Here is a 24511-nt window from a genome sequence, read left to right as displayed (position 1 = left end):
GCACGCGCTGCGCACACGGAAGATGTGCAAAGAAAAAGCCCGGGAATAGCCCGGGCTTGATGTTGCGATGCGATAGACAATCACGTGCCGCTACCCTGAGGCTTTCCGTCGGCACAAGCGCCGTCGGTGTATGGGTCGGCACGCCCCATCCTGGCCCCATCGGTGTAGGGATCTGCGCGGCTGATCTTCTGGGCAGGCTGGTAGGGATCGATCGAGCCGGCGTGCGCCACCCCCGCGCCGAGCACGAGCGCCAGGCTGCCAGCAGCCACCGCGAGGGTGCGCACAGCAAAGCGTTGCGTTGTGACTTGCATGGAAACTCCTTCGGTCATTGCACTGCAAACATGACGCGCGCCAGTGCTGGCGCACGTATCCGCACGCGCTTCATGCGGATGTCATATCGACCGGGCAAACCTTGCCTGCGTTCAGTACCGCACCGCTTTGTCGCGTGAGCGCCTCTGCAACGCCTGCCCGTTCTGCGGTTGGACGCAAACGCTGTGCCGTCCCGCACCGAGTTGTACTTGTTCGTACACTGCATGCAGGCAAAGAAAAAGGCTCCCGAAGGAGCCTTTCTCGTGCGATGTGTGGCTTAGCGCCAGCGACGCCAGTGGTAGCCATCGTAGTAGCGATAGCGCGGACCCCAGCGATACCAGCCTGGGTCCACCACGACAGGCGGCGGCCCGTAGTACACGGGTGCCGGTGCGCCGTAGTAGACCGGGGGCGGCGGCGGATAGTACGCCGGCGGCGGCGGTGGATAATAGACCGGAGCCGGCGCCACATACACAGGCGCGACCGGCACACCAATCCCAATGCCGACGCTTACGTGCGCCGACGCCATCTGCGGCACCGCCAGCACGGCCAGTGCGGCTGCACCTGCCATCAACAGCCCATTGCGTCGAATCATGTTCATCACCTGCAGCTAGAAAGCGCCTGGCAAGCACCGCAGCCAGCGCCAATTACGGTATCTGTATTGTATGCAGGCCCACCGTCACAGGTGATACGGTAGGGGCGAATTGGTAACAGAACGTAACGCCACATAGCTGCGGAATCCCGCGCAACTCAATTCCACGCAGGGCTGCAATCGAACTGGCCGGCAGCGATCATCGCTTCGGCATAGGCCCGTGCAGCTTCAAGTGCGCTACCAGCATTCGAATACGTATTGATCGATTCGCGCACAGTGGTGCGCGGTAGCAAGATTTCACCGTCGCTTACGCGCAGGATGCTGACTTCTGCACGCCAGGCGTCGGGGGAAATTTCATAGGCAGAGACTTCGATCTTGCAATCGTCTCGGAAGGTCATAGGTCCTCCGGTTCGCGTTGAGGGATCGTGCTGCGTGCATCAATGCACGAACAACCACATCAGCAGCAACACGAACGCGGGAAGGCCCAGGAACCATGCAACCAGGTAGGGCACGATCACCTCCTTCATGTTGATGGACATGTAGGAAGTGTAGAGATCGGCGCCTGACGCGCGTATCGAAGCCTGTCCGCAACACCCTGTAGGACTGCGCCGAAATCCATGTCGGCCCACTGCCGACGAATTTCACCCGTATGGAGGAGTACTCAATGCGCGGTGTCGTTCCTGGCGGTAACGCCACTTGCCTCGGAAGCGGCAACCTCTGCCGCTTCCGCAGCAGCCACCTCCAGCCCGACAGATGCCTTGAGAAACTTCACGGCCACCTCGGTGCCCGGAGGCGCGGCGTCGGCCAGGTTCTCTGCGACGAAGCCCCATTGACGACGCACTTCATCACCATGACGCTGCAGCGCGCGCGTGATGCCGTTCTGTGTTTGCACACCGATTTCGATGAAGTTGCGCGTATAGCCGGACACGCGTTCTCCGGCGGGCTGCAGAAACTGCGCCTGCGCACCGAACCACTGTCCGGCATCCTGCGCGCCGGCCGCGTCGTGCAGGCACTGCTCGGTCTCTCCAAAGCTGGCCTTGAGTGCCTGGAGATTGAGCCCGATCAGGCGATTGACGCCGTCAACAGCTTCTTCCGTAACGGCCAGCCACGCCTCGATCTGCGATCGGTGCAGGATGCCGAGTTGCTCTAGAGTCATCATGTCGCTTTCTCCCTCGTGGGTCGTGAGAATGGTGAACAGATCCGGCACGTGCCAACGCGGCCGGGCGTTTCAGTGTAGCCATCGGTCAAGCCTATTTCCGTGACATCACCCGTTTGTCCTACAGGTCTTTCGGACAACGTCACCTGGGCGCAAGCACCACACGCCATATGCTGCAACGGTGGCGCTGCGCCACGCGCCAATGCCGGTGGGCGCCCCTGCACCGGCCGATCAACAAAGGGGTCGAACCATGAACAAGGACCAAGTGAAGGGCCGTCTGCAAGAAGCGAAAGGCAAGATCAAGGAAGTGGCCGGCAAGGTGACCGGCGATGAAAAAACACAGGTCAAGGGCAACATCGAAAAAAACATCGGCAAAGCTCGCGCCACCATGGGCGATGTTCGTGAAGATGTGAAGAAGACGCTGGACCGTTAGCAATACGCAAGAAAGGGCGGAACTTCCGCGCCGGAATCCGCGTTGCATGTGTGGGAATCGGCTGACACCGTTTTCAGGCATCGGTCCCTGCACATGGCACCGTGCACGGCCTTTAATACAGGCATACGAACGATAAAAGGAGTGTGCTATGCGTGCCTTCGTATCCTTGTTACTGGCGGCCGTGTTGGCATCCGTCAGCGGATGCGCGGACATGACGCCAAGGCAGCGGAACACGGCGCTCGGCGCAGCCGCGGGCGGTGTCGCCGGGGCGGCCATCTGGGGCGGCCCGGGTGCCACGCTGGGTGGTGCGGCACTGGGTGGTGTGATTGGTAACACCATCGGCAAATAAGCCCACCATACGCAGCGAAGATGTGCTGCAGGCAGGGGCCAGACAGTGTTGTCTGGCCCTTTTTGTTATCTGAGCGTGGTCAGCGCCATCGCACAATCCCCTCATACGCATATGCCGACGCAAGCGCATAATCAGCGTTTTGCAACGGAGGCGATGTGCGATACGAGCAACAGGGCTTTGGCGTGAGCAGCACACCGATCCTGAGCGTCGACGGCTTGCGCAAGCGCTATGGAGATCAAACGGTCGTCGACAACCTGAGTTTTTCCGTACGGCGCGGCCAATGCTTCGGCCTGCTGGGCCCCAATGGGGCCGGCAAGACCACTACGCTGCGCATGCTGCTTGGCATGACGATGCCCGATGCGGGCGCGCTGCAACTGTGCGGTGAGGCGGTTCCCGAGTTTGCGCACCGTGCACGCATGCGTGTGGGCGTGGTGCCGCAGTTCGACAACCTCGACCCCGATTTCACCGTCTCGGAAAACCTGCGCATCTTCGGCCGCTACTTTGGCCTGTCCTCCGCGGCCATCCGCGAGCGCATCCCTGCCCTGCTGGAATTCGCGCGGCTTGAGCAAAAAGCCGATGCGCCGGTACGTGCGCTCTCCGGCGGCATGAAGCGCCGGCTGACCGTGGCGCGCGCACTCATTAACGACCCGGACATCCTCGTCATGGACGAGCCCACTACCGGGCTCGATCCGCAAGCCCGCCACCTGATCTGGGAGCGCCTGCGTTCACTGCTGGCCGGTGGCAAGACCATCCTGCTGACCACGCACTTCATGGAAGAGGCCGAGCGCCTGTGCGACGAACTCTGCGTGATCGACAACGGTCGCAAGATCGCGCAAGGCAAGCCGCACGAACTCATCGCTCGCGAGATCGGCTGCGACGTGGTGGAAGTCTATGGCGACGATCTCTCCGCCCTGCGCACGCTGCTCGAGCCCCTTGCCGAGCGCGTAGAGACCAGCGGCGAAACCCTCTTCTGCTACGCCCGCGATCCGCAGCCGCTGGTGGCCACCCTGCGCACGCAGACCGAAACGCACACCATGCCCGGCCTGCGCTACCTGCACCGCCCCGCTAATCTTGAAGACGTGTTCCTGCGCCTGACGGGCCGCGAGATGCGGGATTGATGCGGCGTGATTCATGCAGCGCGATTGAACGAGCTACCCATGTCCAACGAAGCCACTCTTACCGCAGCTCCGCAACAGGCGTATCCACAATCGCTGCGGCCGCTCAATTTCCGGAACTGGCAGACCATCTGGCTGCGCAACTTCATGGTCTGGCGCAAGCTTGCCATTCCGTCGCTCGCCGGCAATCTGGCCGATCCGATGATCTACCTGTTTGGTCTCGGGCTCGGCCTGGGCCTGCTGGTCGGGCATATCGACGGTGTGTCGTACATCGCGTTCCTGGCCGCCGGCACGGTGGCTTCCAGCACGATGATGTCAGCGAGCTTCGAAGCGATGTACTCGGCGTTCTCGCGCATGCACGTACAGCGCACGTGGGAAGCCATCCTCTATGCGCCGCTCACCCTGGGTGACGTGGTACTCGGCGAACTGATCTGGGCGGCCAGCAAGTCCGTGCTCTCGGGTCTGGCGATCATGCTGGTGGCGGGCGCTCTCAGCTATGCATCGATGCCGCAGGCGTTGCTCGCCTTGCCTGTCATCGTGCTCACGGGTTTCACGTTCGCCTGCCTGGCAATGAACATGACGGCGCTCGCGCCAAACTACGATTTCTTCATGTTCTATCAGACGCTGGTGATCACGCCGATGATGTTGCTCTCGGGCGTGTTCTTCCCACTGTCGCAACTGCCAGCGCCCGTGCGCGCGATCACGAACGTGCTGCCGCTGCCGCACGCGGTGGAGCTGATCCGCCCACTGATGCTGGGCCGCACACCGGACAACGTTCTGCTGCATCTGGGTGTGCTGCTGCTCTACGCTGCTGTCGCGCTCGTGCTGTGCCTGTGGCTGCTGCGCCGTCGCATGCTGAAGTAACGTGGTCAACCAAGCGCCCAACAAAAAGCCCGTCACGTAGACGGGCTTTTTTATTGGCGATGAGGAACGATTACTCGTTCACAGCCGAACGTTGCAGGTGCAGTTGCGTACGCGGATCATCGTTCTGCGCGTTGTCGCGATCCGCACTGGCGGCCGAGCTGTTGCGCGCGGTCTCCAGACGATCGAGATATGCCTCGTCGATATCGCCCGTCACGTACTTGCCATCAAAGCACGACGCGTCAAAGTCCTTGAGCGCCGGGTTGACGTCGCGCACGGCGCGCTTCATGTCTTCCACGTCCTGGTACACGAGTTGATCGGCGCCGATGATCTTGGCAATTTCTTCGTGTGTGCGGCCGTAGGCCACCAGTTCACCGCGCGTCGGCATGTCGATGCCGTACACGTTCGGGAACTTCACCGGCGGCGCGGCCGAAGCGAAGATCACCTTCTTCGCGCCCGCGTCACGTGCCATCTGCACGATTTCCGACGAGGTCGTGCCACGCACGATGGAGTCATCGACGATCAGCACGTTCTTGCCCTTGAACTCAATCGCCATGGCGTTGAGCTTCTGGCGCACCGACTTCTTGCGCACGGCCTGGCCCGGCATGATGAAGGTGCGGCCCACGTAGCGGTTCTTGAAGAAGCCCTCGCGGTACGGCACGCCCAGGTGGTTGGCCACCTGCATGGCGGCCGGACGCGACGAATCCGGAATCGGCATCACCACGTCGATCGGGTCGGTCACCTCACGCTTGATCTTCTCGGCCAGGTAATCGCCCATGCGCAGACGCGCGTCGTACACCGACACGCCATCCATGCGCGAATCCGGACGTGCCAGGTACACGTACTCAAAAATGCACGGCGAGAGCACCGGGTTCTGGGCGCATTGCTTGGTGTGCAGCTTGCCTTCGAGGTCGATGAAGATCGCTTCGCCGGGCGCCACGTCGCGCTCGAACTTGAAGCCGATCCCTTCCAACGCCACGGATTCGGAGGCGACCATGTATTCGATCTTGCCGTCCGGCGTTTCCTGGCTACCCAGCGCCAGCGGGCGGATGCCGAACGGATCACGCACGGCCAGCACACCGTAGCCGGAGATCTCGGCTGCGATGGCGTACGAACCACGCACACGGCGGTGCAAGCCTTCCACGGCGGTGAAGATGGAGTCGCGGTTCAGCGGGATGTCATTGCTGGCGCGTTGCAGTTCATCGGCCAGCACGTTCAGCAGGACTTCAGAATCCGACTGCGTGTTGATGTGACGACGATCGCGTCGGAACATCTCTTCGCGCAGTTGATCGGAGTTGGTCAGGTTGCCGTTATGCGCCAGCACAATGCCGAACGGCGCATTGACGTAGAACGGCTGGGCCTCTTCCTCGCTGGAAGAGCCAGCGGTCGGATAACGCACCTGGCCGATGCCGCTCGTGCCCGGCAGGCCGCGCATGTTGCGCGTGCGGAACACGTCACGCACCATGCCATTGGCTTTGTGCATATGGAAGGTGTTGCCAGCCGCAGTGGCAATGCCAGCCGCATCCTGCCCCCGGTGTTGCAGAAGCAGCAGGCTGTCATAGATCAGCTGATTGACGGGCGTGGAGGAAACCACGCCAACGATACCGCACATGTCGATCTCCAGCGAGAGCGTATTGGTGGCGCCCGCACCCGTTGCCGGCGCCGAAAAAGCTTCCCAGATCGTCTAGCTGGTGGCCAGACGCTCCGGATCAATAGTGAACATACTTCGCGACGTCAGGCGGCAGCAGCGGCTTGGCAGCACGCGCAGCTTCCTCCGCATACGGCCGGCTGATCGCATCGCGCCAGAACGGTTGCTCGGGCAGGCTGGTAAAGCCCGCCACCGTCATCAGCACGAGGATGATCACGCCACCGCGTGCCAGCCCGAACACCATGCCCAGGCCGCGATCCGCGGGCTTGAGCCCAGCGCTTGCCAATGCCGCCGAGAGCAGCGCCCCCACCAGCGACGTCGCAATCACCGTCACGATAAACAGTAGGACGAAACCGAGAATGGTGCGCGCCACCGGTCCACCCGGTAGCGACTCTGGCATCCAGCCTGCGGCGACACCCGAAAACGTATACGCCACCCACGCGGCAAACAACCACCCAAGCAACGCCAGCACTTCGCGAATCAGCCCGCGAAACAACCCGATCAGCGCAGACGTGACGACGATGAACAGCACGCCATAGTCAAAGAAAGTCGGTTGCATCGGACAGCGGCTTGGATTGACTTTGACTGAGGGTAGCGTGACAGGTCAGTGAATCTGGCGAGTGCACGTGATCCAGCATCGTTATTGCTGCACAAGCTTGGGCGTCAGGCCAATCTGCTCGGCGCGCTTCTGTGCGGCTTCCGCTGCGGCGCGATCGTTGAACGGGCCTGCGCGCAACAGCGCCAGATCGCCCTTCTCAGGCACCTTCTTGTGTTCGATGTAGCCGGGAATCTTCTCGGCCTTGAGCTTGCCCAGCCAGTTGCGCGCGCGGTCTTCGGACGCGAAGGCGCCAATCAGCAGGACGAACTTGTTGCCGCTGGCATCTGCACTGGGCGTGGCAGCTTGCGGCGCTGGCTGAGCCGGTTTGGCGGCGGGCTTGGCATCTGCGGGCGGTGTCAGGCTGGCCACCGTCTTGGGCGGAGTCGGCTTGGCCGACGGCGTGTTCTGTGCAGGCGCGGGCGTGCTGGGTGACGACGCTTCCGCAGAAGCAACCACCTCTTCGCCCTGGTCGAGCGCCTGCGGTTGATCTGCCGACGAGCCCGGTGCACGCGGCGCAGAGCGACGGCTCGCTACCTTGGGTTCATCGGTGGACGCCTTGGCGCCTCGGTCGATCGGTTGATCCTGAATCTGCACGGCCACCGCATCGGTCACGGGGCGTGGCTTGGCGTCGAACACCAGCGGCAACACCACCACGGCAGCGCCCACCAGCACCACCGCGCCGATCAATCGACGACGGGCGCGCTGCTTTTGCGGGAGTTCGGGGTCGAGACCATCGTCGTCATCGTCCGTACGGCGAGAGGCACGGCTACGGGAGTTCGAAGATGCGCGGGACGAGGTGCGCGATTCATGGACCGCATCGCGGGCCACATCGGCGGCACTGCCAGCGGCGCCGCGCGAGCGTTCGCCTTCAGCGTTTTTGCGGGAGGAGAAGATGGAAAACAGTCCCATGGATTGCGCTCGGTTTGGCTCTCAGACGATGCATGCGAGGGCAGCGCCGACGCCAGGGTCGTCCTGTGACCCGGCGCTGCCCAATGTTGGCAATGCGCTTGGCTAGTGCGCGCGGTTCTTGCGCTCCGCAAGCACACCAGCAACGGTGAAGAACGATCCGAAGACCACGATTCTATCATCCTCAGTCGCACGCTCCATGGCGTTGCGATAGGCTGTGGCGGGATCGCTGAATGTGCTGACGCTCGACTCCTTGCCCGGCTGGAAGCCGGCGTCCGTCAATGCCTGCTCCAGGCGCGCGGCGCTGGCCGCACGCGGTGTCGGCAGATCGGTCAGACACCAATGGTCGACCTTGTCGAGCATGTGACCGAGCACCCCGGCGATGTCCTTGTCCTGCATGGCACCGAACACCGCGTAGGTGTAGCGGAAGAAGCCCATGTTTTCGAGGTTCTGACCGAGCGCTGCTGCCGCATGCGGGTTATGCGCCACATCCAGAATCACTGCAGGACGACCTGCCATGACCTGGAAACGGCCCGGCAACGCCACCTGCGACAACCCCAGGCGCACGTCCTGCGCGGAAATTGGCAACCGGTCGCGCACCGACTCCAGCGCCGCCAGGGCCGCCGAGGCATTCAGCAACTGATTCGCACCGCGCAGTGCCGGATAGCCGAGGCTCGGCCAGCGCCGCCCCCGTCCGCTGAAACCCCACTGCTGCTTGTCGCCCTGGAAGTTGAAATCGCGGCCGATCAACCAAAGGTCAGCACCAACGGCCTCGGCTTGCTTGACCAGCGAAATCGGCGGCACCGGATCGGAGCAGATTGCCGGCTTGCCCGGGCGGAAGATCCCCGCCTTCTCGAAGCCGATCGCCTCGCGCGTGTCGCCCAGATAGGTCATGTGGTCCAGATCGACGCTGGTAATGATGGCGCAATCCGTGTCGATGATATTGACCGCATCCAGACGCCCGCCCAGACCCACTTCGAGAATGACCGCATCGAGCCCCGCGTTGGCAAAGAGATGCATGATCGCCAGCGTGGTGAACTCGAAATACGTCAGGCTGACCGGCTCACCGTGGTCGTCACTGAGGCTGCAGCGCGCGCGCTCTACGGCTTCGAAATGCGGCAGCAGCATCGCGTCGGTGGCGATCTCGCCATTCACGCGGGCGCGTTCGTTGAAATCGATCAGGTGTGGCGACGTATGGCAGCCAACCTTGTAGCCGGCGGCCAGCAGCATCGCCTCCAGCATCGAGCAGGTCGAGCCCTTGCCGTTGGTGCCGCCAACCGTAAAGACGACGGATGTGAACTCCAGACCCAGCACGTCACGCACGCGGCTGATGCGGGCCAGGCCCATGTCGATGCCGACCGGGTGAGCGGTTTCCAGGTGGGCCAGCCAATCGGGAAGGTTATCGAATGTAGGCATGCGAACGATGAGTGGCGCGGCCGGGGTGGCGTTGAGGCAAACCTGCCGCGCAAAAACAAGAAGCGCGGACTCTCGCCCGCGCTTCGGTTCAACAGGTGTGGTGCATCAGGCCAGTGCGTCGGCCGGTTGCTTCTGCAAGAGCGCCAGCAGCTCGGCAATCTCGCGGCGCATGTTGCGGCGGTCGACGATCATGTCGATGGCGCCCTTCTGCAGCAGGAACTCGGCACGCTGGAAGCCTTCCGGCAGCTTCTCGCGCACAGTCTGCTCAATCACGCGCGGGCCGGCAAAGCCGATCATTGCCTTGGGTTCAGCGATCACCACATCGCCCATAAAGGCAAAGCTGGCGGACACACCGCCGGTGGTCGGATCGGTCAGCACGCTGATGAACGGCAGCTTGGCCTCGGCCAGCTTCTGGATCATCGCCGTGGTCTTGGCCATCTGCATGAGCGACAGCAGGCTTTCCTGCATACGCGCACCGCCCGATGCCGTCACGCAGATGAACGGCACCTTCTGCTCCAGCGCCATCTGCGCGCCGCGTGCAAAGCGCTCTCCCACCACCGAGCCCATCGAGCCGGTCATGAACTCAAACTCGAAGCAGGCCACCACCACCGGCAGCGCATGAATGGCGCCACCCAGCACGACCATTGCATCGGTCTCGCCGGAGTTGTCCATGGCGGCCTTGATGCGGTCGGGGTATTTCTTGCTGTCCTTGAACTTGAGCGGATCGACCGGGAGGATCTCCTGGCCCAGCTCATAGCGGCCTTCGGCGTCCAGCAGCGCATCCAGGCGAGCACGCGCGCCGATGCGCATGTGGTGGTCGCACTTCGGGCAGACGTGCAGATTGGCTTCGATGTCGGTACGGTACAGCACCGACTCGCAGGCCGGGCATTTGATCCAGAGGCCTTCCGGAATGCCCTTGCGTTGCGACGGATCGGTCTGTTGGATCTTGGGCGGAAGCAGTTTGTCCAGCCAGCTCATGCGTGCTCCTTGAATGCGCTCGCGCGAAGAATGTGACTCAGGCGTCCAGCGCCTGGCGGATCTCCGCGATGAAATCAGTCAAGCATTGTACCGCTTGTTCGCGCGGAGCCTCTTCAAGCAATTGCACAATGCGGGATCCGATGACCACGGCATCGGCAACGCCACCGATGGCACGTGCAGTTGCCGCATCACGGATGCCGAAGCCGACGCCCACTGGCAGCCGCGCGTGCTGGCGAATCTGCGGGATGCGTGCAGCCACGGCATCCAGATCGATGGTCGCCGCGCCGGTCACACCCTTGAGCGAGACGTAGTAGATGTAGCCACTGGCCACGCGGGCGATCTGCGCAATACGCGCCTCGGTGGATGTCGGCGCCAGCAGAAAGATCGGATCGATCCCGGTGGCCTTCATGGCCTTGGCGAAGTCCTCGCACTCCTCAGGTGGGTAATCGACCACCAGCACGCCGTCCACGCCTGCTTCAGACGCAGCCTTGGCGAAGGCGTCAACGCCCATGCGCTCGATCGGATTGGCATAGCCCATTAACACCACGGGCGTCGTGGCATCCGTGGCGCGGAACGTGCGCACGTATTCCAGCACCGTACGCAGGCCCACCTTCTGGGCCAATGCGCGTTCAGACGCACGTTGAATAACCGGGCCGTCGGCCATCGGGTCAGAAAACGGCACACCCAGCTCGATGACGTTGGCGCCGCCCTTCACCAGCGCGTGCATGAGGTCAACGGTCATCTCGGGGTACGGATCGCCCGCCGTGATGAACGGGATCAGGCCCTTGCGGCCCTGTGCGGACAACTGCGAAAAGGTTTGAGCGATGCGGGACATAGGGGGATCGGTTTGTCAGGCGACCTTGATGGTGTCAGGCGCCTCAGATTCAGTCGGTTGTGCGTTGGCAGCAGCGGCATGCACAGCAGCCACGCGCTCGCGTGCTACACGGCAATAGTCGGCGTTGATCTCGAAGCCGGCAAAGCGGCGGCCAAGCCTTGCGCTCGCCGCAGCCGTGGTGCCACTGCCCAGGAACGGGTCCAGCACCAGGCCGCCCGGCGGGCAGCTTGCCAGGATCATGCGTTCCACCAGTTCCAGCGGCTTCTGCGTCGGGTGCTCCGCGCGCTCCGGGTCTTGCCGGTGCAGGCGCGACACGCTCCACACGTCCTTCGGGTTGTAGCCGACTTCCAGCCACTTCTTGCCCTCAAAACGCTTGCGGCTGCGCGCTTTCTTCGTCTCGGCGTCGTACGGAATGCGCACGGCATCGACGTCAAAGTAGTAGTCGCGCGAAGCAGCAAAGAAGCCGATGTTGTCGTGCACCGACGAGAACTTGCGCGTGCTGCCCCCCATGCTGGGCACGCGGCGGTCCCAGATGATCTCGTTGATCATCATGAGACGCTGCTTGAGCATCACGAACAGTTCCGGCGCGTATTGCCACGTGCAGAACAGGTAGAGCGAGCCGTTGCGCGCCAGCTTGGGAACCACCGCATCGATCCAGCGTTCGGACCAGGCCAGGTAGGCATCGCCCGACAGCTTGTCGGAGTCATTGCCGTAATCCTTGCCCAGCCCGTACGGCGGATCGGCGATGACGAGGTCCACGCTGCCGTCGGCCAGATGCCCGACCCCGGTAATGCAGTCCTCGTTGAAGATGCCGTCGATGGCGCGCTCGGTCATGCGGGTGCCAGTGCCGTTAGAGTGTGATGCCGGAGAATTCGGCGACGGTGTGCATGTCCTTGTCGCCGCGGCCCGACAGGTTCACCAGCAGGATCTTGTCCTTCGGTAGCGTCGGTGCCAGCTTGCAGGCATACGCCAGCGCATGGCTCGATTCCAGCGCAGGGATGATGCCCTCCATGCGACACAGGTCGTGGAAGGCCTGCAGCGCTTCCTTATCGGTAATCGGGACGTATTCCGCGCGGCGCGCGTCCTTCAACCAGGCGTGCTCAGGGCCGACGCCCGGGTAGTCCAGGCCTGCCGAGATCGAGTGCGTTTCGATGATCTGGCCGTCGTCATCCTGCAGCAGATACGTGCGGTTGCCGTGCAGCACACCCGGCGAGCCGCCCGTAAGCGACGCGGCATGGCGGCCCGTCTCGATGCCCTCGCCCGCCGCTTCCACGCCGATCAGCTTCACGTCGGTGTGGTCGATGTACGGATAGAAGATGCCCATGGCGTTGGAGCCGCCGCCCACGCAGGCGATCACGGCGTCCGGCTGACGGCCGATCATCTCGGGCATCTGCACCTTGCACTCCTCGCCGATCACGGCTTGGAAGTCGCGCACCATCATCGGATACGGGTGCGGACCGGCCACCGTGCCGATGATGTAGAACGTGTCGGCCACGTTGGTCACCCAGTCGCGCATCGCTTCGTTCAGCGCGTCCTTGAGCGTGCGCGAGCCGGATTCCACCGGCACCACGGTCGCGCCCAGCAGCTTCATGCGATAGACGTTGGCGGCCTGGCGGCGGACGTCTTCGCTGCCCATGTAGACGACGCATTCCATGCCGTAGCGTGCGGCAATGGTGGCCGTGGCCACGCCGTGCTGGCCGGCGCCGGTTTCGGCAATCACGCGCGGCTTGCCCATGCGGCGTGCCAGCAGCGCCTGGCCGATGACGTTGTTCACCTTGTGTGCGCCGGTGTGGTTCAGGTCTTCGCGCTTGAGGTAGATCTGCGCGCCGCCGCAGTGCTCAGTCAGGCGGGCTGCGTGATAGATGGGCGACGGACGGCCGACGAAATGCTTCAGCTCGTACTCGTATTCCTTGATGAATTCGGGATCGTGCTGGTAGCGCGCATAGGCGTCGCGCAGCTCATCCAGCGCGTGGGACAGCGTTTCCGCAACGAAGGTGCCGCCGTAAGGGCCGAAGTGGCCGTGGGCGTCGGGCAGGTTGTACATGGCAATCTCTCGAGGCATCCGCCGCAGCCCAACGACATGGGGGCGTATCGGCGGAAGAATTCAGGAAGGCGCGAACCGCGAGAGGTCCTGGCTATCGCTCAGGCCTGAACCGATGCGCTCAGGGCGGCATCGGCCTCACGGACCGCACGCACGAATGCGGTCATGCGGGCGTGGTCTTTTACGCCCCGTGCGGCCTCGATCCCGCTGCTGACGTCAACAGCGTAGGGCCGCACGCGCTCAATCGCGCCAGCGACGTTTTGCGCGCTCAACCCACCACTCAAAACGAGCCGAGGAGCGGCGCTTGGGGTTGGCGAGGATGGCGATTGCGGGAGCCATTGCGAGGGAATCAGGGTCCAGTCGAAGACGTGGCCGCCACCGCCATACCCCTCAACAAATGCGTCGAGCAGCAGGCCTTGGGCAGTGGCAAACCGATCGGCGAATTCTACCAAATCGGCCCCAGGCTGAACACGCAGGGCCCGCAGCCAGGGCAGCCCCACCTTGCCGGCAATTTCTGCGCATTGTTCTGGCGTCTCATCCCCATGGAACTGGAGCAACGTCAGCGGCACTTGGTCGAGTACGCGGGCGATGTCGTCGGTGCTGGCGTTGACGAACAGGCCCGTCACGGTGACGAACGGACCGGCGCGGCGGGCAAGCTCTGCCGCCCGCTCGGTGGCGACATAGCGCGGGCTGGGCGGGTAGAACACCAGCCCGATGGCATCCGCGCCGAGTGCGACGGCGTGATCGACGTCGGCAGGCTGGGTCAGGCCGCAGAGCTTGATGCGGGTTCGGTGCAACGACATGGCAGAAGTGGGATTCACAGGCCGGCGTGCTCGTCGAACACGCCTCGAAACAGGCTGGCCGATGCCGGGGACGCAGGCAACGAGAAACCATCAGGATAGCCGACCTCTGCCAGATACAGGCCGTCGGGCATGAATGTGGGCGCAGCAGCCACGCGGCTGCGGGCGGCCAGCACATCGGCCATCCACGATGCCGGCTGTCGGCCCCGGCCGATCGCGACCAGGCAGCCCATGATGTTGCGCACCATGTGATGCAGGAAGGCACTGCCGCGAATGCGTACGAACACCCACTCACCCTCGCCCCGCACCTCCATCGAATACATCGTCTTGACCGGCGACTTGGCCTGGCATTCCGCCGCTCGGAAGGAGGAAAAATCGTGCTCGCCGACCAGCACCTGCGCGGCTTCGTGCATGGCAGCGACATCAAGCGACTTGCCGGGCGGCAGCATGACGTAGCCGGCCTTGCCCTCGAGCAGCGGCGCCCGCGTCGGCCCGAAGGTCAGCGCGTAGTAGTACGTACGGCGATGGGCGGAGAAGCGTGCATGAAAATCTTCCGGCATCTCCTGCGCCCAGCGCACAGCCACGGTCGACGGCAGAAAAGCGTTGGTGCCACGCACCCACGAGAACGGATCGCGTACGAGGTCGGTGTCGAGGTGCACAACCTGCCCCAGCGCATGCACGCCTGCGTCGGTGCGGCCAGCGACAGTCGTCTGCAGTGGCACGCCGGCAAACTGGCCCAATGCAGCCTCCAGCATGTCTTGCACAGTATTGCCGTGTGGCTGCGATTGCCACCCCGAAAACGCGGCACCGTCGTACTGGATGCCGAGCGCGATGCGCGTCATGCCTTGTGAATCCTCGTGCGGAAAGAAAAACGCCGGCAGGATACCACCCTGCCGGCGCTGGCGATGCTTGAGGCTGGGCCGATCAGCCGATCTGACGCATCAGAGCCTGAGCCTCGGCGTGGAACGAGGGGTCGCCCAGATCCAGCACTTCCTGCAGCAGTTCGCGTGCCCCTTCCTTGTCGCCGATCTCGATATAGGCCTTGGCCAGATCGAACTTGATCTGCAAATCGCGCACGCCATCGGCACCATGCTCGCCAGACAGCGTGTGCGGCAGGTTGGTGTCCAGGCGGATGGCCGATTGCGGCTCATCGTTGGCGACATGTTCATGCTCGGCGTGATGCGGCTCGGCATCGAGGTGCATCGGCGCTTGCGACAGATCCGTCGGCTGGGCCCAGGCCGGCAGGCTTTCTTCGGCCACGGCAGCCGGAGCAACCGGTGCAGCCTCGGTTGCCGGCGGCGTCGGGTTCAGATCCAGCGACAGGTCCGACAGGTCCATGTGCATCGGCGGTGCAGATACCGGCTGATAAGCCTCACCAGCGTGTGCATTGAACTGCGGCAGATCGATCTCCGGCTCGGCGTGCGGCTTGAACACCTCTGCCGCTTCAGCCGATGCGGTGATCGGGTCGCCAGCGGCCGGGGCCGGGAACGACTCCAGCGGCAGGTCCAGATCGGCCAGGGCCGGAGCCTTGGTCGATGGAGCCGACGGATCCAGATCCGGAGACAGTGTGGTCCAGTCGTCGCCACGGCGGGTGGTTTCACCCGTCACGGTCGGCTTGAAGGCTTCGGCAGCAGCGACTGCACCGACGCCTGCCAGAGCAGCGGCACCGGCAGCTACAGCACCTGCGTGACTGTGCTCGGCGGACGTTTCGGCGCCAGGATGATGCCCATCACCTTGCACCGTCAGGTACAGCGGATTGGCAGGGTCAAACTTGCGACCCATTGCAGCAGCCTCGGCCCATTCCGGAGAGGCGGCGCCGACTTGCGCCAGCATTTCTTCTGCAATGGTCTGGAAGCCGTGTGCGTCCTGACGATTTGCGTAAATTTCCATCAACTTCAAACGAATAGCTTGGCGATCCGGATGTTGTTCCAGCGCCTCGCGCAAAATTTCCTCGGCCTGCACATCGCGACCGTAGGCGATATAAACATCCGCTTCAGCAATCGGATCGACTTCGTTGCTCTCGTTGCTGCCGCCAATGCGGAAATCCGCACCAAACACGCTGTGCTGCGAGGTATCAACGCTCTGGCCACCTGCCGCACCGAACAGCGAGTTGGCACCCGCCATCACGGTGCTTTCCTGCGACAGCAAGCTGTCCTGGAAGCCGTGCGCTTGCTCAGGCTTCTGCTGGCGACGGCGATACACTGCCAAGCCGCCCAGCAGAGCCACCACCACCGCACCCAGGCCCAGGGCCATCGGGTTGCCCAACACGGACGAGAGGAACGATTCTTCTGCGATCGGTGCCGGCGGCGCCACCACGACTGGGGCCTTCTTCGGAGCAGCAGCCGGAGCCGATGCGGCAGCAACCGGCGCGCTGGCCGCTGCCTGCGGAGCCGAGGCCGCAGCCACTGTTGCAGACGCAGCTTCCGGCGCGGACGCTGCTGCGGCAGTTGCCGAAGCAGCCGGTGCTGCAGGGGCGGTCTCTGCCGGAGCGGCAGCAACTGGTTGGGCGGCCTGTTGAGCCGGTGCCGGCGTGGACGAAGCCGGCGCGTTGGCGGCCGCTACAGCAGGTGCTGCCGTTGCCGGCGCAGTGCCCGCAGCCGGCTTGGCTGCACTGGCGGCCTTGGCCAACTCGGCGTTCTTCAGCTCCACCAGACGTTGCATGTCGGAGAGGTTCTTCTCCAACTGGGCAACGCGCGATTCCATATCCTTGAGCGCACGCTCCTTGGCGACGAGCTCTTCATCACGGGCAGCTGCGTTGGCTTTGCCGGTGCGATCAGCCTTCGACAGGCGCAGCTCGTCACGGCCGCTGGCCGCCGGCGTTGCCTGATCCTGCACACGGGCCGACACACTGCCACTTTGCTGGCGTGCCGAATCGGTGTCGGTGGCGGCGTTGGCTTCAGCGGCGGTGGCCAGGCGATTGCGATAGCCGGCAAAGCCAGAAGTCTGCGCAACCACCTCGCGGCGCGCTTCACGCGGCGAGACCTTCTGCGCATCCGCCTGTGACGGCACCTTCAGCACGGAGCCAGTACGCAGGCGGTTGATATTGCCGCCAATGAAGGCATTGGGGTTGTTGCGGTACATCGCCAGCAGCATCTGGTCGAGCGACACAGCGTCCTGGCCTTGCGAGGCCGTCGACGCGATGTCGTACAGGCTGTCGCCGCGCTGCACGGTATACGAACCGCCCGGCGTAGCATCCGGCGCTGAGGCGGCCGGTGCGGCCTGCTGCGGGCGCGCAGCCTGACGAGTTGCAGCACGTGGCTGACGTGCCGGCGCAGTTGATGCAGGCGCCGTAGCCGGGGCTGCAGCTTGCGGCTGAGCGGCCGGTGCGGGCGCAACAGACTCTGCGGCGCCCGGCGTCGTAGCCTGCACCACCGGCGTCGGTGCGAAATTCTGTGCGGTATTGCTGGAGCCCACCGGGTCCAGCAAGAAGGTATAGGCGCGCGAAACGTGGCCGCTTGCCCAGTTCAGGTCGACCAGCACATCGACAAAAGGCTCGGCGACGGGCTGAGTGGAGCGCAGGCGCACCACGTAATTGCCATTCGACTGGCGCTCCAGCGATGCACGCAGCGAGGAGACGATTGGGTTGTAAGTCAGGCCGGCACGCGAATAGGCATCCGGAGTCGCCAGCTTGGCGACCAGGTTTTGCGCCTCTTCGGCCGTGACGCCGGTCAGATCGATTTCGGCCTGCAGCGGCTGGCCAAGGCTGGAACGCACATGCAGCGCGCCGAAACCAGCTGCGTGCGCTGCGGGCTGGATCAGCAGCAGGCTTGCCGCAGCAATGGCGACGGCCGACCAGGTAGGACTGCGATGGGACGTTTCTCTCCGGCGGTATTGGCTCACCCTCACCTTCGACTCCGTTATCTTTTAATGTGCAAACGAACTTAACATCAACGAGTTAGCGCAGCAAGTTCACCCAATAGGCGAAAAGCTGAGGGTTCGAACCGCCGTCGATTTTTATCAAAACGACACAATTGGCGAGATTCTGAAGCATCCGACGTACCCCCCGGAATGCGAATGCTTCGACGTGGCGCTAACTATTCCCCGTAACTGTCCACCCCACGAAAGGGTGGACGGCTTTCATACCGCAATTCTGGCCGCTATTGTGTACCAACGTTACAGCCCGTGGGCGGCCAGATGGCACAACGCCGCGCAGGCCGCGCGGCGTTGGTAGAAAAAGCGCACTTTCTGTTGTCAGGCCGCAACGACAATCACCGCCACCTGACCCGACAACGAATGCAAAGCCGGGGTCACTTGCCCAGCAGGATGCGCAACGTGCGACGCAGCGGTTCCGCCGCGCCCCAGAGCAGTTGGTCGCCGATCACGAAGGCGCTCACGTATTCCGGCCCCATGTTCAGCTTGCGTACGCGGCCCACGCCGATCTGCAGGCCACCAGTGATGGACGCCGGCGTCAGTTCCTTCTCGGTGATGCTGCGATCGTTCGGCACCCACTTCACCCACGGGTTGCCCGAGCGGATGATCTGCTCGATCTCTTCGAGCGGCAGGTCGCGCTTGAGCTTGAGCGTCAGGCCCAGGCTATGGCAACGCATCGCGCCGATGCGCACGCACAGGCCATCCACCGGAACCGGCTGCGCGTTGCCCAGAATCTTGTTGACCTCGGCCTGACCCTTCCACTCTTCCTTCGACTGGCCGTTGTCGAGCTGCTTGTCGATCCAGGGGATCAGACCGCCAGCCAGCGGCGCCGGGAAGAACTCGGTCGGCACATCTTCGCGGATGGTCTTGGCGACCTTGCGATCGATGTCCAGGATGGCGGACGCCGGGTTGGCCAGTTCGTCAGCCACCGCGCCGTGGATCACGCCCATGCCCTTAAGCAGTTCGCGCATGTGGTTCGCGCCACCGCCCGATGCGGCTTGGTAGGTCATCGAGCTGACCCACTCGACCAGGCCTTCGCGGAACAGACCGCCCACGCCCATCAGCAGGATGGAGTTGGTGCAGTTGCCACCGATGAAATTCTTGGTGCCGGCCGCCACCGCATTCTTGATCAGGCCCAGGTTGACCGGGTCCAGCACGATCACGGCGTCGTCTTCCATGCGCAGGGTCGACGCGGCGTCGATCCAGTAGCCGTTCCAGCCAGCAGCGCGCAGCTTCGGGAAGACTTCGGTGGTGTAGTCACCGCCTTGGCACGTGATGATCGTGTCGCAAGCCTTCAGCGCTTCGATGTCGTTGGCGTCAGCCAGAGGCGCATCCGTCTTGGCGAATGCAGGCGCCTTGCCGCCAGCGTTGCTGGTGCTGAAAAACACCGTATCGATCAGGTCGAAATCCTTTTCTTCCTGCATGCGCTGCATCAGCACGCTGCCAACCATGCCGCGCCAACCGACGAGACCTACCTTCATGATGTGGAACCCTTAGTGAATTTCCCCGCCTCGTGCGCCCGGCGGTGACCGCGCGGGGAAGGCGAACGGACACGACCGGACGATCTACGAGATCGTTTTTTTCGTAATGGTTTTGGTGGTCGTGCGAATCTCGACAGTCGCAATGCGTGCGCGTGCGGCAGCGCCCGTGGCAGCGATTGCCAGGGTGCCCAGAATGCCGAAGAGAAGCGCGGTCGAGATCATTCGTAAAAATATACACGATTTGACGGACACACAATGCGCTGCAACATGCGTTCGCCGAAAAAAAACGTTGCGGCGCGTCATCTGACGGCGCCGCAACGTGCGCGATGAATTACAACGCGGCCAACACCGCTTCGCCCATCTCCACCGTGCCGACCTGCTTGCAGTCCGGCGTCAGGATGTCGCCGGTGCGATAGCCCTGGGCCAGCACCTTCTTGACGGCATTCTCGATGCGATCAGCCTGCTCGGCCTTGCCCAGCGAGTAGCGCAGCATCATCGCCGCCGACAGGATCGTCGCCAGCGGGTTGGCGATGCCCTTGCCCGCAATGTCAGGCGCCGAACCGTGCGACGGCTCGTACAGGCCCTTGTTGTTCGCATCCAGCGACGCCGACGGCAGCATGCCGATCGAGCCCGTCAGCATGGCCGCCTCGTCCGACAGAATGTCGCCGAACATGTTGCCGGTGACGATCACATCGAAGTTCTTCGGCGCCTTCACGAGCTGCATGGCCGCGTTGTCGACGTACATGTGCGACAGCTCGACCTCGGGGTACTCCTTGTGCACGTCGGTGACGATGTCCTTCCAGAACTGGAACGTCTCGAGCACGTTGGCCTTGTCGACGCTGCACAGCTTCTTGCCGCGCTTGGCAGCCGCTTGGAAGGCGACGTGCGCGATGCGACGGATTTCCGGCTCGGCATAGCGCATGGTGTCGAAGCCTTCGCGCGCACCAGCGAACAGGCCGTCCGGTGCTGCACGCACGCCGCGGGGCTGGCCAAAGTAGATGTCGCCAGTCAGTTCACGCACGATCAGGATGTCGAGGCCACCCACAATTTCGGGCTTCAGGCTCGATGCGCCGGCCAGTTCCGGATAGCAGATCGCCGGACGGAAATTGGCGAACAACTGCAGATGCTTGCGAAGGCCGAGAATGGCCTGCTCGGGGCGCAGTTCGCGCGCCAGCGTGTCGTACTTCCAATCGCCCACGGCGCCGAACAGGATGGCGTCAGCCTCCTTGGCGAGCTTGAGCGTGTCTTCCGGCAGCGGATGGCCCTTGGCTTCATAGCCGGCGCCGCCCACCGGGGCGAATTCCATCTCGAATGACTCGCCCAGCGCGTTCAGCACCTTGACGGCCTCGGCCACGATTTCCTTGCCAATGCCGTCGCCCGGCAATACTGCAATTTTGGTCATGCGTATTTCCCTGTTGTTCTAGTGTCAGCTCAGCCGACGAGCTTGTGTGCGAGCCACGGCATCTTGGCCAAGCGCTGCGCTTCGTAGGCCTTGATCTGATCCGCATAGCGCAGGGTCAGACCGATGTCGTCGAAGCCGTTGAGCAGGCAGTACTTGCGGAACGCCGTGATGTCGAACGGATACGCTGTACCACCCGGCGTGACGACGACCTGCTTGTCCAGATCCACCGTCAACTGATAGCCAGGGAACGCCAGCGTCTCGTTGAACAGGTGGTCGACTTGCGACTCCGTCAGCACGATCGGCAGCAGGCCATTCTTGAAGCAGTTGTTGAAGAAGATGTCGGCAAAGCTCGGCGCGATGATGGCGCGGAAGCCGTACTGCTGCAGCGCCCACGGTGCGTGCTCACGCGAGCTGCCGCAGCCGAAGTTCTTGCGCGCCAGCAGCACCGATGCGCCCTGATAGCGCGGTTGGTTCAGCACGAAGTCCGGGTTCAGCGGACGCTTGCTGTTGTCCTGGCCGGGTTCGCCGACGTCCTTGTAGCGCCATTCGTCGAACAGGTTCGGGCCAAAGCCCGTGCGCTTGATCGACTTGAGGAATTGCTTCGGGATGATGGCGTCGGTGTCGACGTTTTCGCGGTCGAGCGGAGCCACGAGGCCGGTGTGGATGGTGAATTGTTCCATGATTGCTCTCTCTATCCTGCCGCTCAAGCGAGCTTGCGCACGTCGACGAAGTGGCCTTCCAGCGCGGCCGCAGCGGCCATCGCCGGGCTCACCAGATGGGTGCGGCCACCCGCGCCCTGACGGCCTTCGAAGTTGCGGTTGGAGGTCGATGCGCAACGCTCGCCCGGGTCGAGGCGGTCTGCGTTCATCGCCAGACACATCGAGCAACCCGGCTCGCGCCATTCAAAGCCTGCCGCCTTGAAAATCTTGTCGAGCCCTTCGCGCTCAGCCTGTTCCTTCACGAGGCCCGAGCCCGGCACGACCATCGCCAACTTCACGTTGGACGCGATGCGCTTGCCCAGCTTCTGCACAACCCATGCGGCAGCGCGCATGTCTTCGATGCGGCTGTTGGTGCACGAGCCGATGAAGACCTTGTCGATGTTGATATCGCTGATCGCCACGTTCGGCTGCAGACCCATGTATTCGAGCGCGCGCTCCATGGCGTTACGCTTGTTCGGGTCCTTTTCCTTGTCGGGATCCGGCACGCGGTCTTCGATGCTGACCACCATTTCCGGCGACGTACCCCAGCTCACCTGCGGGCGGATCTCTTCGGCACGCAGTTCCACCACGTGGTCGAAGTGGGCGCCTTCGTCAGAATGCAGCGTGCGCCAGTAGGCGACAGCCTGTTCCCACTCCACGCCCTGCGGCGCGAACGGGCGGCCCTTGATGTATTCCAGCGTGACGTCGTCCACGCCAATCATGCCGGCACGTGCGCCGCCTTCGATCGCCATGTTGCACACCGTCATACGGCCTTCCATCGACAGCGCGCGGATGGCCGAGCCGCCGAATTCCATGGCGTAACCCGTGCCGCCCGCCGTGCCGATCTTGCCGATGATGGCGAGCACGATGTCCTTGGCGGTGCAGCCGCGCGGCAGCGTGCCTTCCACCTTCACGAGCATGTTCTTACTCTTCTTGGCGAGCAGCGTCTGCGTGGCCAGCACATGTTCGACTTCCGACGTACCGATGCCGTGCGCCAGCGCGCCGAATGCGCCGTGCGTGCTGGTGTGCGAATCACCGCAGACCACCGTCATGCCCGGCAGCGTCGCGCCCTGCTCCGGCCCGATCACGTGCACGATGCCCTGACGTTTGTCGTTCATCTTGAATTGCGTGATGCCATAGCTATCGCAGTTGGCATCGAGCGTGTCGACCTGCAGCTTGGAGACCGGATCGGCAATACCGTGCGAGCGGTCGGTGGTCGGCACGTTGTGGTCCGACACAGCCAGGTTGGCGCTGATGCGCCAGACCGGACGCTGCGCCAGCTTCAGGCCTTCGAACGCCTGCGGGCTCGTCACTTCGTGCAGCAATTGACGATCGATGTAGAGCACGGTCGTGCCATCGTCTTCGGTATGAACGACGTGGTCGTCCCAGAGTTTGTCGTAGAGCGTCTTGGCCATGATGCGATCCGTGCACAACGCGCCTCAATTTTTGGATTCGAGGCGGCTGCGCGAGCAGTTTCGTGGGGAGTGATCGATTATGCCACCCGGTGCATTGCACACCGGACGTGACTGACGAAAGGGGGTTTCGTCATTTCGCGAAAGCTCGCCCGGGCAATCTTCGGGCAACAAAAAACCCCGCCGGTCTCCCAGCGGGGTTCTTGTGAAGCGGAAAGACTGGCTTAGCGCTTGTCGATCGCCGGCACTTCGCGCGTAGCGGCGCCGTTGAACAGTTGGCGCGGACGGCCGATCTTGTATTCCGGATCGGTGATCATCTCTTCCCACTGCGAGATCCAGCCCACCGAACGGGCCAGCGCGAAGATGCAAGTGAACATCGACGACGGGATGCCCAGCGCGCGCTGCACGATACCCGAGTAGAAGTCGACGTTCGGGTACAGCTTGCGGCTGACGAAGTACTCATCTTCCAGCGCAATCTTTTCCAGCTCCATGGCGAGCTTGAACAGCGGGTCGTTGTGCAGGCCCAGTTCGTTCAGCACTTCATGGCAGGTTTCGCGCATCAGCTTGGCGCGCGGGTCGTAGTTCTTGTACACACGGTGGCCAAAGCCCATCAGGCGCACGCCGCTGTTCTTGTCCTTGACCTGCTTGATGAACTCGGGAACCTTGTCCACCGAGCCGATCTCTTCCAGCATGTTCAGTGCGGCTTCGTTCGCACCACCGTGCGCCGGGCCCCACAGGCAAGCGATACCGGCAGCGATCGCGGCGATCGGGTTCGTGCCCGACGACCCCGCCAGACGCACCGTCGACGTCGACGCGTTTTGCTCGTGATCGGCGTGCAGAATGAAGATGCGGTCCAGAGCACGCTCCAGCACCGGGTTCACCTTGTAGTCTTCACACGGCGTGGCAAACATCATGCGCATGAAGTTGCCGGTGTACGACAGGTTGTTCTGCGGGTAGATCAGCGGCTGGCCGATGTTGTACTTGTATGCCATGGCCACCAGCGTCGGCAGCTTGGCGATCAGGCGGATCTGCGAGATCTCGCGCTCGCGCGGGTCGTTGATATTGGCAGCATCCGGGTAGAACGCGCTCATCGCACCCACCAGGCCCGTCAGCACGGCCATCGGGTGGGCGTCACGGCGGAAACCGCGCAGGAAGAACTGCATCTGCTCGTGCACCATGGTGTGATTCGTCACCACATGGTTGAACTCTTCCTTCTGCTTGGCGTTGGGCAGTTCGCCCTTCAGCAGCAGGTAGCAGATTTCCATGAAATCGCACTTGCTGGCCAGATCGTCGATGGCGTAGCCGCGGTACAGCAGCTCACCCTTGTCGCCGTCGATGTAGGTGATCTTGGAATTGCACGACGCAGTCGACATGAAGCCGGGGTCGTACGTGAACTTGCCCGTCTGACCGTACAGCTTGCGGATGTCGATCACGTCCGGGCCAACCGTGCCCTTGTAGATCGGCAGCTCAACGCTGGGCGAGCCATCGGAAAACGATAGGGTGGCTTTCACTTCGGACGGCGTCATGTCGGTTTCCTTCTCTGCTGTTATGAAATGAATACGGGAGACTCCCGCTAGACGGATCGCAGAGGCGCCGGGGGGCAGCTGGATCGAT

24 protein-coding genes are annotated in these 24511 nt (G+C 63.2%); 4 read left to right on the top strand and 20 right to left on the bottom strand.

Features of this window, described 5'->3' with window-relative positions; translation table 11 throughout:
- Positions 1–80: 80 nt before the first annotated feature.
- The 4 genes from V6657_RS05940 to V6657_RS05925 all read right to left on the bottom strand — a co-directional run bounded on the left by V6657_RS05940 (position 81) and on the right by V6657_RS05925 (position 2057).
- A complete protein-coding gene (locus V6657_RS05940; protein ID WP_048932732.1) occupies positions 81–311 on the bottom strand; it encodes a hypothetical protein in 231 nt (76 codons plus the stop codon).
- A 275-nt stretch (positions 312–586) separates the two neighbouring features.
- The gene (locus V6657_RS05935; protein WP_048932733.1) at positions 587–907 is read right to left on the bottom strand and encodes a hypothetical protein; all 321 of its coding nucleotides are present in this window, start codon (positions 905–907) and stop codon (positions 587–589) included.
- A gap of 149 nt (positions 908–1056) precedes the next feature.
- Positions 1057–1296 carry a hypothetical protein gene (locus V6657_RS05930; protein ID WP_048932734.1) on the bottom strand — a complete coding sequence of 80 codons (240 nt, stop codon included), beginning with the start codon at positions 1294–1296 and terminating at the stop codon, positions 1057–1059.
- A gap of 263 nt (positions 1297–1559) precedes the next feature.
- Positions 1560–2057 (bottom strand): phasin family protein, encoded by a 498-nt coding sequence (locus V6657_RS05925; RefSeq protein WP_048932887.1) that lies wholly within the window; start codon positions 2055–2057, stop codon positions 1560–1562.
- 178 nt (positions 2058–2235) lie between these two features.
- Between V6657_RS05925 and V6657_RS05920 the strand changes: the two genes are divergently transcribed.
- The 4 genes from V6657_RS05920 to V6657_RS05905 all read left to right on the top strand — a co-directional run bounded on the left by V6657_RS05920 (position 2236) and on the right by V6657_RS05905 (position 4815).
- Entirely contained in the window at positions 2236–2487 is a 252-nt protein-coding gene (locus V6657_RS05920; protein ID WP_338755003.1) for a CsbD family protein, read from the top strand.
- Positions 2488–2635: 148 nt separating this feature from the next.
- Positions 2636–2836, top strand: coding sequence for a glycine zipper 2TM domain-containing protein (locus tag V6657_RS05915; protein WP_048932736.1), 201 nt, complete (start codon positions 2636–2638; stop codon positions 2834–2836).
- A gap of 155 nt (positions 2837–2991) precedes the next feature.
- The gene (gene nodI / locus V6657_RS05910; protein ID WP_048932737.1) at positions 2992–3954 is read left to right on the top strand and encodes a nodulation factor ABC transporter ATP-binding protein NodI; all 963 of its coding nucleotides are present in this window, start codon (positions 2992–2994) and stop codon (positions 3952–3954) included.
- Between the two features lie 39 nt (positions 3955–3993).
- On the top strand, positions 3994–4815 hold the full coding sequence (locus tag V6657_RS05905; protein WP_048932738.1) for an ABC transporter permease: 822 nt from the start codon (positions 3994–3996) through the stop codon (positions 4813–4815).
- A 70-nt stretch (positions 4816–4885) separates the two neighbouring features.
- On the opposite strand, the gene purF is transcribed toward V6657_RS05905, so the two are convergent.
- From purF to gltA, 16 genes are all read right to left on the bottom strand, one after another.
- Positions 4886–6424 carry an amidophosphoribosyltransferase gene (gene purF / locus V6657_RS05900; protein ID WP_048932739.1) on the bottom strand — a complete coding sequence of 513 codons (1539 nt, stop codon included), beginning with the start codon at positions 6422–6424 and terminating at the stop codon, positions 4886–4888.
- A gap of 97 nt (positions 6425–6521) precedes the next feature.
- Positions 6522–7019, bottom strand: coding sequence for a CvpA family protein (locus V6657_RS05895; RefSeq protein ID WP_021194903.1), 498 nt, complete (start codon positions 7017–7019; stop codon positions 6522–6524).
- Between the two features lie 81 nt (positions 7020–7100).
- Positions 7101–7967 (bottom strand): SPOR domain-containing protein, encoded by an 867-nt coding sequence (locus V6657_RS05890; protein ID WP_048932740.1) that lies wholly within the window; start codon positions 7965–7967, stop codon positions 7101–7103.
- A 102-nt stretch (positions 7968–8069) separates the two neighbouring features.
- Positions 8070–9380: a bifunctional tetrahydrofolate synthase/dihydrofolate synthase gene (folC, locus tag V6657_RS05885; protein WP_048932741.1), complete on the bottom strand. Its 1311-nt coding sequence runs from the start codon at positions 9378–9380 to the stop codon at positions 8070–8072.
- 105 nt (positions 9381–9485) lie between these two features.
- A complete protein-coding gene (accD, locus tag V6657_RS05880; protein WP_021194906.1) occupies positions 9486–10358 on the bottom strand; it encodes an acetyl-CoA carboxylase, carboxyltransferase subunit beta in 873 nt (290 codons plus the stop codon).
- Positions 10359–10395: 37 nt separating this feature from the next.
- Positions 10396–11193: a tryptophan synthase subunit alpha gene (gene trpA / locus V6657_RS05875; RefSeq protein WP_048932742.1), complete on the bottom strand. Its 798-nt coding sequence runs from the start codon at positions 11191–11193 to the stop codon at positions 10396–10398.
- A 15-nt stretch (positions 11194–11208) separates the two neighbouring features.
- Positions 11209–12027 (bottom strand): site-specific DNA-methyltransferase, encoded by an 819-nt coding sequence (locus tag V6657_RS05870; RefSeq protein WP_048932743.1) that lies wholly within the window; start codon positions 12025–12027, stop codon positions 11209–11211.
- Between the two features lie 16 nt (positions 12028–12043).
- Complete coding sequence (gene trpB / locus V6657_RS05865; protein WP_048932744.1) at positions 12044–13237, bottom strand: tryptophan synthase subunit beta; 1194 nt, start codon at positions 13235–13237, stop codon at positions 12044–12046.
- Positions 13238–13335: 98 nt separating this feature from the next.
- Positions 13336–14037, bottom strand: coding sequence for a phosphoribosylanthranilate isomerase (locus V6657_RS05860; protein WP_048932745.1), 702 nt, complete (start codon positions 14035–14037; stop codon positions 13336–13338).
- A 14-nt stretch (positions 14038–14051) separates the two neighbouring features.
- The gene (gene truA, locus V6657_RS05855) at positions 14052–14876 is read right to left on the bottom strand and encodes a tRNA pseudouridine(38-40) synthase TruA (protein WP_048932746.1); all 825 of its coding nucleotides are present in this window, start codon (positions 14874–14876) and stop codon (positions 14052–14054) included.
- An 82-nt stretch (positions 14877–14958) separates the two neighbouring features.
- Entirely contained in the window at positions 14959–17880 is a 2922-nt protein-coding gene (gene tapV / locus V6657_RS05850; protein WP_048932747.1) for a FimV/HubP family polar landmark-like protein TapV, read from the bottom strand.
- Positions 17881–18281: 401 nt separating this feature from the next.
- A complete protein-coding gene (gene asd, locus V6657_RS05845) occupies positions 18282–19385 on the bottom strand; it encodes an aspartate-semialdehyde dehydrogenase (RefSeq protein WP_021194913.1) in 1104 nt (367 codons plus the stop codon).
- Between the two features lie 331 nt (positions 19386–19716).
- The gene (gene leuB / locus V6657_RS05840) at positions 19717–20787 is read right to left on the bottom strand and encodes a 3-isopropylmalate dehydrogenase (RefSeq protein ID WP_048932748.1); all 1071 of its coding nucleotides are present in this window, start codon (positions 20785–20787) and stop codon (positions 19717–19719) included.
- A gap of 29 nt (positions 20788–20816) precedes the next feature.
- On the bottom strand, positions 20817–21467 hold the full coding sequence (gene leuD, locus V6657_RS05835) for a 3-isopropylmalate dehydratase small subunit (protein ID WP_048932749.1): 651 nt from the start codon (positions 21465–21467) through the stop codon (positions 20817–20819).
- 23 nt (positions 21468–21490) lie between these two features.
- Entirely contained in the window at positions 21491–22900 is a 1410-nt protein-coding gene (gene leuC / locus V6657_RS05830) for a 3-isopropylmalate dehydratase large subunit (protein WP_048932888.1), read from the bottom strand.
- 221 nt (positions 22901–23121) lie between these two features.
- Positions 23122–24423 (bottom strand): citrate synthase, encoded by a 1302-nt coding sequence (gltA, locus tag V6657_RS05825; protein ID WP_021194918.1) that lies wholly within the window; start codon positions 24421–24423, stop codon positions 23122–23124.
- Positions 24424–24511 lie beyond the last annotated feature (88 nt).

This window comes from Ralstonia sp. RRA, from assembly GCF_037023145.1.
GTDB lineage: Bacteria > Pseudomonadota > Gammaproteobacteria > Burkholderiales > Burkholderiaceae > Ralstonia.
This window is presented reverse-complemented; position numbering and strand designations above follow the sequence as displayed.

Coding starts and splice junctions, on each gene's coding strand:
- V6657_RS05940 (WP_048932732.1), bottom strand. CDS start 311: ATGCAAGTCACAACGCAACGCTTTGCTGTGCGCACCCTCGCGGTGGCT.
- V6657_RS05935 (WP_048932733.1), bottom strand. CDS start 907: ATGAACATGATTCGACGCAATGGGCTGTTGATGGCAGGTGCAGCCGCA.
- V6657_RS05930 (WP_048932734.1), bottom strand. CDS start 1,296: ATGACCTTCCGAGACGATTGCAAGATCGAAGTCTCTGCCTATGAAATT.
- V6657_RS05925 (WP_048932887.1), bottom strand. CDS start 2,057: ATGATGACTCTAGAGCAACTCGGCATCCTGCACCGATCGCAGATCGAG.
- V6657_RS05915 (WP_048932736.1), top strand. CDS start 2,636: ATGCGTGCCTTCGTATCCTTGTTACTGGCGGCCGTGTTGGCATCCGTC.
- V6657_RS05905 (WP_048932738.1), top strand. CDS start 3,994: ATGTCCAACGAAGCCACTCTTACCGCAGCTCCGCAACAGGCGTATCCA.
- purF (WP_048932739.1), bottom strand. CDS start 6,424: ATGTGCGGTATCGTTGGCGTGGTTTCCTCCACGCCCGTCAATCAGCTG.
- V6657_RS05895 (WP_021194903.1), bottom strand. CDS start 7,019: ATGCAACCGACTTTCTTTGACTATGGCGTGCTGTTCATCGTCGTCACG.
- V6657_RS05890 (WP_048932740.1), bottom strand. CDS start 7,967: ATGGGACTGTTTTCCATCTTCTCCTCCCGCAAAAACGCTGAAGGCGAA.
- folC (WP_048932741.1), bottom strand. CDS start 9,380: ATGCCTACATTCGATAACCTTCCCGATTGGCTGGCCCACCTGGAAACC.
- accD (WP_021194906.1), bottom strand. CDS start 10,358: ATGAGCTGGCTGGACAAACTGCTTCCGCCCAAGATCCAACAGACCGAT.
- trpA (WP_048932742.1), bottom strand. CDS start 11,193: ATGTCCCGCATCGCTCAAACCTTTTCGCAGTTGTCCGCACAGGGCCGC.
- V6657_RS05870 (WP_048932743.1), bottom strand. CDS start 12,027: ATGACCGAGCGCGCCATCGACGGCATCTTCAACGAGGACTGCATTACC.
- trpB (WP_048932744.1), bottom strand. CDS start 13,237: ATGTACAACCTGCCCGACGCCCACGGCCACTTCGGCCCTTACGGCGGC.
- V6657_RS05860 (WP_048932745.1), bottom strand. CDS start 14,037: ATGTCGTTGCACCGAACCCGCATCAAGCTCTGCGGCCTGACCCAGCCT.
- truA (WP_048932746.1), bottom strand. CDS start 14,876: ATGACGCGCATCGCGCTCGGCATCCAGTACGACGGTGCCGCGTTTTCG.
- asd (WP_021194913.1), bottom strand. CDS start 19,385: ATGAAGGTAGGTCTCGTCGGTTGGCGCGGCATGGTTGGCAGCGTGCTG.
- leuB (WP_048932748.1), bottom strand. CDS start 20,787: ATGACCAAAATTGCAGTATTGCCGGGCGACGGCATTGGCAAGGAAATC.
- leuD (WP_048932749.1), bottom strand. CDS start 21,467: ATGGAACAATTCACCATCCACACCGGCCTCGTGGCTCCGCTCGACCGC.
- leuC (WP_048932888.1), bottom strand. CDS start 22,900: ATGGCCAAGACGCTCTACGACAAACTCTGGGACGACCACGTCGTTCAT.
- gltA (WP_021194918.1), bottom strand. CDS start 24,423: ATGACGCCGTCCGAAGTGAAAGCCACCCTATCGTTTTCCGATGGCTCG.